Here is an 11,888-nt window from a genome sequence, read left to right as displayed (position 1 = left end):
TTTTTTGGTGTTGCCATAATTAAAGTTACATTTTTTTTTAAAAACACTCCTTTAGTTTCTTTTATAAAATGTCTACTTTTTGCTGAAGATTTACAATTATCATTAATATACTGTTCTACTTCTTTTAAGTTATTTGAAAGTTTACTAACAATTTGATCAGTAACTTCATCTAAAAACATCGTGTTAACAAATTCAAAATCTAACTCCCAACAACTTTCCTGCCTAATTAATTCTCTTTTTCTTCCTAAAATCTTATCTCCTTTTTTCCAAAAATTAGTTGGAGTTAATTTCATAATATCTGTTATTGAAGTAAAATCAAGCTCTTCTCCAAATATTAAAAGTATTAATTTTATTTTTGTCATTATTTTATCTTTATCATTTTATAAATTCACCAGTTCTAATTGGTGTGCCAATCCCTCCTTTTTGTAAAATTAAGATTTTTCCAGTAGCATCCTTGTACAAATCATATTTAGATATTGATGCCTTTGATCCTAAAAAATCTCTTTTTAATTGATGAATATATATTCCTGAATTTTTTAAAAAACTATAAAAGATTTTAGAACAACTATTCTAAATTAATTATTACTAAAAACAATTAGTGCTTCCTCAAAATTATCTATTTCATTTTTATTAATCCACTGTTCATTCTTTCTATGTAAATGAAATTTCAAATTAAAACCAAAATCGGTCTGACTTAAAATTAAATTTAATCTTAAATCAGCATATTTACTATTCCATATTTCTATGATTTTCATAGAAAAAAGCAATGCTTGCTCAAAAAAATCAGTATCCACATAATCATCAACATGAACAGAATTAATAAGACATTCATAACTTACAGAATCAGGAAAATCAGACTTATTGATATGTTGATTTTGTTTATAGAGTGTTTTCAACAAATAACATCCATTATGTTCAATAAACCCTTCTGATAATAACTCTTGTAATTGACTCTCTATCTTAAATTTTAAAACAATAGCATCTACAAAAATTGAAAACATTTTTAAATTTAATACACTGCTCATAATAATATACTTTAATAACCAAGATAATTTAATCCTTTTTCTACTGCTCTTTTAAACTCAGGGTTTTTTAATAAATCGTTAACCTTTTTAGGAGCATCCCTAAAAACTCCTGTTGAAGGATCATATATGTATTTCCCTCCAACATTATCTTGATAATGGACTTGACCAGGTCTCTGCAAAGGATTTGGATTTTCAACATCGATTCTTTCCTTTCCTTTACCTTTCCACAAAGTTTTACTATTTAATTGGGTACCACCACTTTTACTTATATTTTTTATTCTATTCGATACGCTTACTTTCCCTTTATTAAAAGCAGCCGCTACAATGATACCTGTATAAGGATTATCTGTTGCTTTTGCTACTTCTCCAAAGAACATTTCTTTCAATCCAAATATATCCCCACCACCGCCAATAGGCGTAATTCTTCCTGAACCAGGTTGTACAGTTGAGATAAAACCAGCTCCAAATTCAGGACTCCATATATCACCTGCTGCAGAAGCTCCTCCTTTAAAAGTAGTTACTGTTATTCCTGTTTCCAATGAATACATACTACTGATAATATCTTCTCCTCGTTGGTAAAAAGAATATCCTTGATTAGAAATCTCATACACATCTTTGTATTCGTTATATGATATTTCTGCTCCAATTAATCCCCATTTATCTATCCAACTTTGTGCAGCTCCATAGCTCTCAAAAAGTCCCGTTGAATCTTCCCAATACACAGGATTATTAAACCCGTAACGGTACGGCGTAAAGTCGAGTGCCAGTTCAGCCATTGGATCTAATACATTAAATCTTCCTAACGCACTGTCATAATGTCTGTAATCAGTTTCGGTTACGTTAAGCGCAAAGCTGTCTTCATATTCTTTGTTTAAGAACTTATAAGCTTCGGCTTCTTCATTGCGGCAACTATTTGCTATATCGTCATACTCCTTGATGTAACTAAACGCCAACAATTATCTCTTTTCAAAACAGCCTCAATACGTGTGTAAAGAGGCTGTTGTGGTTTATTTGTCAATAGTTTACTCACATACTATTTCAAAATACAAATCTTCATTTCTTTTACTAATAAACTCTAAAGCTTTTTCATAAATATCACCATTACTCATATTTGTCGAATAATCTATACTATTTTCAAGACTTGGTTCAGTTGCTATATCAGAAATAAAAAAAGCATCAATACCTAAAATGATAATTCCATAATCTTTACATTTCAGTATAAAATCTAATGTATCTTCTTTGGAGTAAAGAGTTATTCCATATCGGGTAATTGCTTTTTCTTTAAATATAATTTCTACTTTATTCATAATTAATTTTTACTTTGGAATGTATGGGTTTGTAATAGTTGCATCAGGAATCCATTTAGGGTCTAACCTATTGCTAACTTGAATAACTTCATTAGTAACATTATCTCTAACAATATATGAACCATCTTTTCTGAAATATGCTGTAGCTCTATTTCCTGTAGCTCTATTTGTTGCCCCTCTTGTTGTATATGCATTATTCACCGTTTCATGTATTGACTCTTTTGTCCATCCTCTACGTTCCATTTGTTTAGCAATTTTTGGCGTTATTTTAGAGAATTTACTACTTGTTTTAACAGCTTCTTTAGCAAGTTTACCTTTAGGAGCCTTTGTCAATATCCTAAATAAAGCCCTAAAAAGTTGAGGAAGTGGATTTTGTGGTTCTGCGGAAAAACTTCCACTCCCGCCTCCATCACTTCCACCTCCGATATCATCAGTTGGTGCTTCAAGCGAAAAGAAACTTTGTAAAAACTCTTCGGGATTATTTTGGTAATCCCCCAACATACCAGGTCCAAAACTTCCAACCCATTTACCATCTTTGTCCAATACATCGTAATCTCCAGATCCCCAATTGTATCTTACAGAGTTTGCTCCGCTGGGATCACTCCAATACACCGGATTATTATCAAACGCACTGTACGGTGAATAATCATGGTGTACAACTGGATCTTGAACTAACCAACGCCCAATAGCAGGGTCTAACTGGCGAAGATCCATTTCGTAAATATTTAACCCAAAACTGTCTTCGTATTCTTTGTTTAAGAACTTATAAGCTTCGGCTTCTTCATTGCGGCAACTATTGGCTTTATCGTTATACCCTTGGTGCTGTAACCCAATCGGGGATTACACAATTACTTTTTCGTATCTACAGAAACTTTTTCAAGAAATAAAATCTTAAGATAGTTCATAATACCAGATGGGTACTTCATTATTTTAAGTGGTATTGCATTATTTAATTCTTCAAAATTTTTATAATGTAACCCCATTATCTTAAAAGAGGTTTTATTTTGATTGTTAACCAAATAAACTGTCTTATAATTGCCTCTGGTTCCTGTTTCTGTTAAAATAATCTTTCCTTTATAATCTTTTAAATTTAAAGTTCTTCCGAATGGTCGTAAAATAGAATAGTATTTTAATTTACCATTCTCTATTTTTATGACTTTCATGTGTTTAAGAAAATTAAGTAAAAAATAAAACAGGATGATAAATAACAATAAGATTAATGTTTCACCTATTTTACCAGAATATTGGTTTACACCTTTTATTGAGAAAATTATAAACGAAAATAATGGTATTAGCATAAAAATACCCCAAAAAATTGCATCTCCTGAAAACTTGCTTTTTATCATAATATAAATTTTTTAATATACCCCTTCATACATCTCATATGAACCAACATTTTGATCTATCATATCTGAAATTGTTTTAAAGCCATCGTCCGAAAAGTAATAATTATAAGCACCAGTACCCATATCGGCAACGAACCAAACACCTGCAACAATCGAACCTACTCCTGTTCCTGATATTCCTAACATAAAGACATTAATACCATGAGAAGGTTTAAGTTCTCCCGACATCGCAATATCTGCTGCAACTAATACTCCGCCGGCTTTTGTTAATTTGCTTCCTAACTTTCTAGCCCCTTGATAAGGTTTTACTTGTTGATTACGCCAATATTTAGCTCCAGGATTCTTCCATTTATTTTGCGTTGCGAATGAATAACCTCTTGTTTTGGTTTTATGCCATAGTTCATTACTTTTTAAGAATCCTGATTGCAAAGTAACATCTGTTGAAAGCATACCAAGCCCGATATTTCCTAACCACATAGCAGAAGATAAATCTAATCCACGATTGCCAGAACCGCCACCACCAGAACCATCTCCATCACTTCCAACTAAAACTTCGGGTAATAATTCTGTAAAAATCATAAAAAGATCTGCCGTCAAATTCTCCTCCTATTATTGTTAAAGTATAACCTTTTGATCGTCTATCATATTCTAATTTATAATTTCCAATGTCATTATCAAGAGCAAAGGCTCTTGCTTGTGCTTCTGTTTCAAACAAACCTGTTGCATCCTGCCAAAACACCGGATTATTAAAGCCATAACGGTAAGGTGTGTAATTAGGTGCTAATTCACTCAAAGCGTCCATTACGTTAAACCTGCCTAATGCACTGTCATAATGTCTGTAATCAGTTTCTGTTACATTAAGCGCAAAACTGTCTTCGTATTCTTTGTTTAAGAACTTATATTGCTACGCTCCTACACAATGAACAGGTATTTTCTTACACCAACAGCCTCAATACGTTTGTAAAGAGGCTGTTGGTCTATTTAATCAATCTGTTTCCATTTTTCAATTAATATACTATCATTTTCATTGTAAATAAAAACACATTTATAAATAAACAAGGATCGATAATGTTGATGTATTTTTCCTTTAGAAGTACTCTGAAAGTATGGTTCTCCCCAACTTTTTTTTACATCCTCAATATTAGAACCAACCAATGTTGAGTTAAATCTATTATATGAATTAATAATATACACAGTAGCTACTACAAGCAAAACAAAAAATAAAATTCTTTTTAATATAAAATTCTTTTTAAACATATTACTTAGAATTAAATGGATTATTTACCCAATGAGGTTTATTTACTGATTTAAAATTAAAAGCACTATAAAGCTGTAAAGCTATCGAATTTACCCATATAGAGCTATCTTTTGCATAATAGACACCATCTTTGTTAGTTACTGTCACATATCTACCATTTCCGATTTTAAACCAATAATTAGATTCTGACCAATCCTTCATATATAATCCATCTGTTTTGTATTTAACGACGTTTTTTGGAATTATTGTATGCGAACTATCTCTTGCGTCCTCTGGTATTACTCTAAAGTATTCTAACTGTGAATCGGAAAGACCTTCGAAAACTATTGACGAAGATAAAACTGATTGAGCTGTTGTTCCTATTAGATTATTGTTCTGCTTAAATTTAGTTTTAGGATCTCCACCACCATTACCGTTTCCACCGCCACTTGCGCCTCCACCGCCTTCTGTAGGTGCGTCTAAAAATAAGTAAGTTTGTTCTAATGATGTTTCTATACTCTTTGTAAATGATTCACCTACAAGTTCTCCATTTTCAAAATTAAATGTTGTAATTCCACTACCAGCTTTATTAAATAAATCAGCAATTGTAACATATGTTTCACTATCCGCTCCACTCGGGTCACTCCAATACACCGGGTTGTTATCAAACGCACTGTACGGTGAAAACTCATGGTGTACAACAGGATCTTGAACTAACCAACGCCCAATAGCCGGGTCGTATTGGCGAAGATCCATTTCGTATATATTTAAGCCAAAAGCATCCTCATATTCCTTACCGTTTAATTTATACTTTTCTGCTGCTTCACTGCGGTTACTGTTTACAACTTCGTTATAACCTTGGTGCTGTAACCCAAACGGATAATAGTTGTTTTGCCTCGTCTTTTTTATTTGTATGTTTTGGTCTCGGCGAACCTCGCAGGCTTGGTTTCATCTAATATCTCTGTTGCAGGATTAATTGTTCCGTTACCGTCGCAATCTGCATAGCTTAGGCGTACACTCACTGCGTTCGGGTCTCTTCGACTAAAGCTTTCTCAAAGCTTTGTCTCGTGAATCTAAATGATCTTTGTATTGATAAACGTAAAGATACGAATTTGTTCCGTTTGGTTTTACATATCCTTCTGCATGCGGAAAAAACTGTAATACTCCGTTTAAATACTGGAAACTATACAAGTAATCGGTAGTTACTAACGCACCACCACTCGGCTGTACTTTTTTGCTTAAACGCATACCTGCTGCATCATAAGTATATTTAATAGTACCGCCATTAGCAAAGGTTACCTGATAGGGTAAGTTTAAATGGTTGTAGCTTACTGCAGTTATACCTTTGTTTTTGTCTTGGGTTATGTTGCCAGAGGTGTCGTAAACTAAAGGCACGGATTGCAAATCCGCGCGATCGGGAAAGTGTTTTATAATAACACAGCCTCAATACATTTGTAAAGAGGCTGTTGTGGTTTAAATTATAAATACAGTTTACAAGTGTTTCAAATTTTATCAACACTTCTGATACATTACCCTGTATTTTTAAAATTACTTTATAATTAAAATCATTCAAATCCTTTTTCTACTGATAAAGGAAAGTGGAGCATGAAGTTATTACAACTGAATATATTTTTTTCGTAGTTCAAATAATAGATAAATTCTGCAAACTCAAATTCTATTTCTTGTGGATAAATAATATTTGACTTATAAGAATTTGAAAGCTTAATGAGCTCATTCATTTCCGTATGCGAAATAAATTCGAAATATTTTAAATCGTATTCTGTTAATTTAGATTTTTCAATATGATTAAAATTATTTTTCTTCCCATCTTTTTCATATTTAAAAACCCACTCTTTGTTCGAATTTACATCGTAGACATAAAAAAAATATGAGGGAATCCCCAAAGAGTAACCGTATGATTGTACAAATTCTACATGTAAAACAATACTTTTAGTATTATTCAATGAATCTGTAATCATATCAAACAATTCTATACTCAAATTATTTATCTCTTTTTTTAAGAAAGAAAATCTTTTTTTTGAAAGAAGTGTGTTGTTCTTATTCATACTACTATTTAACTCTTTAATTTTAACATCAAATTTTTCCTGCGAATAAACATTAAAGTTTAGTAGTAAAATAAATATTAATAGCTTTCTCATATTTATTAGTTTAAAGGAATACTTTTTTTATAATCATTGAGATGCTTATTGACATTCTTCAGATATTCTCCTGTTTCGGAGTTGATTATATATCCTTTGTCAATTGTTTTTTGATCAAATTTATTGAAGTCATCTTTTGTAAAGTAATTTATTCTTGCGGGTTTGTTAAATTGATTTAATAATTGATTTTCAATAAATAGAGCAAAGAACTCATCTTTTTTAAGTGCTCTATGACCTGGTGGGGTAAACCATTCATCACTTCTATTTTTAATTCCGTAATAAAATGATAAAGCGTGACCAAGCTCATGACCAATAATAAACATTAAATCGGAAGTATAAAATGTATTATTATACGAATAATACTCTATTTTCTCATTTAAATTTAACAATAAAAGATTTTTACCTTTATCATTGAAAAACCCCATTATATCTCTAAAATAAGAGCTTGGAAATTTACTACTCTCCCAAATATCAACATTATTTTTATCATTGTTAAATAAAGTTAACAATGACTTTCCAAAAGAATTACCTCCGTCACCAGTTCGACCAGTACTACCACCAGAAAATTCATACATTGATTTTAATTCCATATAAACTTGTTCAAGAAAACTTCCAGCTTTTGGGGTGTGTTCTGCCCAATTACCTTCATCATCTTTAGCAAATAATTTACCACTATCAAATTTATATCTAATTCCTTTATCCATGATATAAATATAATCTCCATTTACATCAATAAAATAAACTGGATTATTTGCTCCATATTGGTATGGAGTTAAATCCAAATATTGTTCCGCATAATTATCCATATTAAAAAATCTACCAACAGAAGGGTCATAATTACGTGCGCCATACTCATACATATTCAGTCCTAATGCGTCTTCATACTCTTTACCGTTGTACTTATAAGCTTCAGCTTCTTCACTGCGGCAACTATTAGCAATATCTTTATATCCCTGATACTGTGACCAAACACCAGCAATTATCTTTTTTAAAATACCCTCAATACGTTTGTAAAGAGGGTGTTGTGGTAACTATTAAGTTTATTTTTTTAGAAAAAGTAAATTATGAATCAATTTGATAGTAGCTCCTTTATTTTATTTAGAATTTTTTCTTCAAATTTTCTCTTCTCTTCTTTATTTTCAAAATCACTAAAATCTTTATTAATATCTTCCCAATTTCCAAGATTTAAACCTTTATTAATTGCAACGAAAGCAAATATTGTTTTATTATTATCCAATGGTTGTATCCACGTATAAATTATTTTTTGCTCATCTTTATAATAAAAATAAATTTTATATAAATCTGTAATTTCATTCGATTGACCATCTGTCAAATCTAAACTACCTTTATTATTAATTGTAACTGTTGGAACAATAAACTCTGAATGCTGTTTCTTAAATTTATCTACAGCAATTTTCACTTCATCTTGTGAATAATCTAATTCATATTTTTCAACATGTGGATAGCTACCGGGCGCAAAATTATATGCAAACCAAAGAATACCCATAGAAAAGAAAATTATAAGTGTTAATACAAAAAGTATTTTTCTTTTTTTCATAATATATTAATGTTTATGGGGAGTGGGTGTATTATTAACTCCTTGATTACTTACATTGTACCATAAGATAATTGGTAGAAATCCTGATGAACTTTTCAACTGATATATTGTTTTGGGTAAAGCGGCTATACCTAACCCAACACCTAAAAGACCTGCGGATGCCTTATCACTTGGACTTGACAGTGGGTGAGCTGCTACAACTAACTCTTCCCATACAAATCTCCAGTCCGCCCCAATAGCTCTTGTATCTGTAAGTAATCCCGAGGCTCCTTCTATTTTTAATTTATCATATCTCCTATCGTGTCCAATAGCAGGATATTCAGATTTTTTCTTAGGTACATATGAATAATTATATTCCCCATTATAAGACCTTGGATTATCTCCTCCTGGATATGTTAATCCTAATAAATTTTTTCCAATTGTTGAAGGATCTACACAACTTTGACAGCTATCCCCATTTTTCCCATTTCCACCGCCACCAGAACCGTCTCCATCACTTCCAACTAAAACTTCGGGTAATAATTCTGTAAAATCATAAAAAGATCTGCCGTCAAATTCTCCTCCTATTATCGTTAAAGTATAACCTTTTGATTGCCTATCATATTCTAATTTATAATTTCCAATACCATTATCAAGAGCAAAAGCTCTTGCTTGTGCTTCTGTTTCAAACAAACCTGTTGCATCCTGCCAAAACACAGGATTATTAAACCCGTAACGATACGGTGTAAAGTCAGGCGCAAGCTCAGCCATTGGGTCTAGTACATTAAAACGTCCTAATGCACTGTCGTAATGTCTAAAGTCGGTTTCGGTTACGTTTAAAGCAAAACTGTCTTCGTATTCTTTGTTTAAGAACTTATACTTATAGCCATCGCCCGGCAAGTTGTTATATCCCTGATGTTTTAAACCAAACGGGTAATAATTGTTTTTATTCCAAAAACAATTTCAAAACGTTCGTAAAGAGGCTGTTGCAACTAATTCATTCTAACAATATATACCTTTTTTTATCATATTTGTAGAATTTTTTTCCTGCTTCGATAACAATTGCTTCTATATTCAGTGGCATATATTTAGCTAATTCAAGTTCATTTAAGACACTTCCGATTACATCGCAACTTTTATCTTCACTTATTATATATGGAATATAGTAATTATTGAATGTATATTCTATGAATAACCCCCATCTTCCATTATATTTTTGTCTTATAAGTTCCGCAATATAAATAGAAACATATTCTTTTATATTATTATTTTTTTTACGCTTATCTAATGTTTCATTTATTAATTTTGAAACTTTACATAAGTATTCAGAGTTATTATCAAATACTAATTCAGTATTCAATATTTCTGATAATCTATCACGGTAAAAATGAATATTGGAATTTATCTTTTCTATATTGTCTTTCTCTTTTTCCCAAAATGTTCCAATACCTTTTACAGGATATTTTTTTGAAGTTACCATTTCTTCCATAGATTTAACATCTAAAAAAAATATCCCTTCATCCCCTCCTAAAATGGGAGGAGCCATAAGTGCGGTACCATCCTTAAAAATGGTTACAAAACAAGAATTATAATTATTTATATATGTACTAGTAACTAATGAATGTTTTTCTCTCAAAATATTATTTATTTTTTCGCGAGAAATTACTTGATATGACAATCCTTGTGCGCTCATGTTAATCTGAATAAAAAATAGTAAAAAAATTAAAAAAAATCTCATTTTATATTATTTTAATGGTACTGGTGGTGTAGTATAATTAAATGGAACTGTTACTCCATTTTGGGTAGAAAGTTGAAATTGAATCATCATTTGCGAACCATTCATCATATACTGTGCTGTATATTGATATAGAATAATATTATTTGATGCTGCCAACGCATTTACACTTGTTGAAATAGAAACTCCCGTTGTTGTGACTAAGGTTAATGACGCTGCGCTGGCTTTTGAATAGCCCCAACTTCTATAACCTGCTGGTACAAATGATGCTAAATTAGTTATATGCCCTTTTATTTGACTACTACTTGTAGAATTATATATAGTTCCATTCATCGCCTTTACTTCAAACCAAGCTGCTCCTGAGACAACTATATCACTTAAAAACCATCTTCTTATTAATCCATCAGAAACTCCATCAGGAACAGTTGTCCTACTTCCTCCCATCATTTTATTTTTGTTAACTCTATAATTATCTTTAGCTCCAATTGATTGATATGAATTATGCCAAGCATTTTCAAACAAAGCACCTGTAAATTGCTCTAGCAATCCTCCGGAACAATTACAAATTTTCTGTGCATAATCTCTCAAAGTTGATTTATCTAGTTTTTGCCATCCACCACCATCATTACCGTTTCCACCTCCGCCACCACCATTTCCATCGTCACCTGGGGAAGTATCAATCACCATAATTGCTTGTACAGCTACTTCAAATTTCTCTGCTGTAGAAAAACCAGTTAAAAAATTAAATGCATCTATTGCATCTTGCCCTGAAAAAGAACCCCCAACCAGATTTCCTTCTTTGTCTAATATTTTAGTGGCATCCGCTCCACTCGGGTCACTCCAATACACCGGGTTATTATCAAACGCACTATAAGGCGAAAAATAGTGATGTGTTACAGGATCTTGAACTAACCAACGCCCGATAGCAGGATCTAACTGGCGAAGATCCATTTCGTAAATATTTAACCCAAAACTGTCTTCGTATTCCTTACCGTTTAACTTATACTTATAGCCATCGCCCGGCAAGTTGTTATATCCCTGATGTTTTAAACCAAACGGGTAATAGTTGTTTTGCCTCGTCTTTTTTATTTGTATGTTTTGGTCTCGGCTAACCTCGCAGGCTTGGTTTCATCTAATATCTCGGTAGCGGGGTTTATTGTTCCGTTACCGTCGCAATCTGCATAGCTTAGGCGTACACTCACTGCGTTCGGGTCTCTTCGACTAAAGCTTTCTCAAAGCTTTGTCTCGTGAATCTAAATGATCTTTGTATTGATACGTATAAAGGTATTGATTATTTTTAAATTCCACATAGCCTTCAGGGTGTGGAAAACATAAAAGTAGAAACTATTAAATGTGCAACAGCAGTAAAGTGTTTTATAATAAAACAGCCTCAATACGTTTGTAAAGAGGCTGTTGGTTAATTATTGCACGAGCAAGATGCTCGCGCCAGCCTTTAGATTTGTTCTTTGAAAAATTCATAAATTTATTAACAACCAAAACTGGCAAAGTACACCATTCGCTCTGCAAAGCTTTTAGACTTAT

15 protein-coding genes and 2 pseudogenes are annotated in these 11,888 nt (G+C 31.9%); all 17 read right to left on the bottom strand.

The window, feature by feature from the left end:
• Positions 1–362, bottom strand: a 362-nt coding sequence (locus BM253_RS16790; RefSeq protein ID WP_091526609.1) for a DUF4279 domain-containing protein, incomplete at its 3' end; no start/stop codon positions are given.
• Positions 363–375: 13 nt separating this feature from the next.
• Entirely contained in the window at positions 376–555 is a 180-nt protein-coding gene (locus BM253_RS17730; protein ID WP_091526607.1) for a polymorphic toxin type 33 domain-containing protein, read from the bottom strand.
• A 20-nt stretch (positions 556–575) separates the two neighbouring features.
• Complete coding sequence (locus BM253_RS16780; RefSeq protein WP_143095704.1) at positions 576–1,025, bottom strand: hypothetical protein; 450 nt, start codon at positions 1,023–1,025, stop codon at positions 576–578.
• Positions 1,026–1,036: 11 nt separating this feature from the next.
• Positions 1,037–1,978, bottom strand: a complete 942-nt coding sequence (locus tag BM253_RS16775; protein ID WP_177205817.1) for an RHS repeat-associated core domain-containing protein — start codon at positions 1,976–1,978, stop codon at positions 1,037–1,039.
• 69 nt (positions 1,979–2,047) lie between these two features.
• Entirely contained in the window at positions 2,048–2,332 is a 285-nt protein-coding gene (locus BM253_RS16770) for a hypothetical protein (RefSeq protein WP_091526601.1), read from the bottom strand.
• Between the two features lie 9 nt (positions 2,333–2,341).
• A complete protein-coding gene (locus BM253_RS17570; protein WP_262487601.1) occupies positions 2,342–3,166 on the bottom strand; it encodes a colicin E5-related ribonuclease in 825 nt (274 codons plus the stop codon).
• Positions 3,167–3,180: 14 nt separating this feature from the next.
• Entirely contained in the window at positions 3,181–3,678 is a 498-nt protein-coding gene (locus BM253_RS16760) for a hypothetical protein (RefSeq protein ID WP_091526597.1), read from the bottom strand.
• A 12-nt stretch (positions 3,679–3,690) separates the two neighbouring features.
• Positions 3,691–4,257 (bottom strand): hypothetical protein, encoded by a 567-nt coding sequence (locus BM253_RS16755; protein ID WP_091526595.1) that lies wholly within the window; start codon positions 4,255–4,257, stop codon positions 3,691–3,693.
• Positions 4,214–4,567, bottom strand: a pseudogene (locus BM253_RS16750) (RHS repeat-associated core domain-containing protein); the annotation flags it as partial. The gene BM253_RS16755 and the pseudogene BM253_RS16750, both read right to left, overlap by 44 nt.
• Positions 4,568–4,936: 369 nt before the next feature.
• Entirely contained in the window at positions 4,937–5,824 is an 888-nt protein-coding gene (locus BM253_RS16740) for an RHS repeat-associated core domain-containing protein (RefSeq protein ID WP_091526589.1), read from the bottom strand.
• A 132-nt stretch (positions 5,825–5,956) separates the two neighbouring features.
• Entirely contained in the window at positions 5,957–6,310 is a 354-nt protein-coding gene (locus tag BM253_RS16735) for a hypothetical protein (protein ID WP_091526587.1), read from the bottom strand.
• Positions 6,311–6,480: 170 nt separating this feature from the next.
• Positions 6,481–7,074: a hypothetical protein gene (locus tag BM253_RS16730; RefSeq protein WP_143095703.1), complete on the bottom strand. Its 594-nt coding sequence runs from the start codon at positions 7,072–7,074 to the stop codon at positions 6,481–6,483.
• 5 nt (positions 7,075–7,079) lie between these two features.
• Positions 7,080–8,015 carry an RHS repeat domain-containing protein gene (locus BM253_RS16725; RefSeq protein ID WP_262487600.1) on the bottom strand — a complete coding sequence of 312 codons (936 nt, stop codon included), beginning with the start codon at positions 8,013–8,015 and terminating at the stop codon, positions 7,080–7,082.
• Between the two features lie 128 nt (positions 8,016–8,143).
• The gene (locus BM253_RS16720; RefSeq protein WP_143095702.1) at positions 8,144–8,632 is read right to left on the bottom strand and encodes a hypothetical protein; all 489 of its coding nucleotides are present in this window, start codon (positions 8,630–8,632) and stop codon (positions 8,144–8,146) included.
• Positions 8,633–8,638: 6 nt separating this feature from the next.
• Positions 8,639–9,538, bottom strand: a pseudogene (locus BM253_RS16715) (RHS repeat-associated core domain-containing protein); the annotation flags it as partial.
• A 70-nt stretch (positions 9,539–9,608) separates the two neighbouring features.
• On the bottom strand, positions 9,609–10,304 hold the full coding sequence (locus tag BM253_RS16710) for a hypothetical protein (RefSeq protein ID WP_091526576.1): 696 nt from the start codon (positions 10,302–10,304) through the stop codon (positions 9,609–9,611).
• Between the two features lie 51 nt (positions 10,305–10,355).
• Positions 10,356–11,435: an RHS repeat-associated core domain-containing protein gene (locus BM253_RS16705; RefSeq protein WP_262487599.1), complete on the bottom strand. Its 1,080-nt coding sequence runs from the start codon at positions 11,433–11,435 to the stop codon at positions 10,356–10,358.
• Between the last annotated feature and the right edge of the window lie 453 nt (positions 11,436–11,888).

The organism is Paenimyroides ummariense (assembly GCF_900115115.1).
In the GTDB taxonomy this organism is placed as follows: domain Bacteria; phylum Bacteroidota; class Bacteroidia; order Flavobacteriales; family Flavobacteriaceae; genus Flavobacterium; species Flavobacterium ummariense.
Note: the sequence above shows the minus strand (reverse complement) of the source record. Positions and strands in the feature narration are given on the sequence as shown.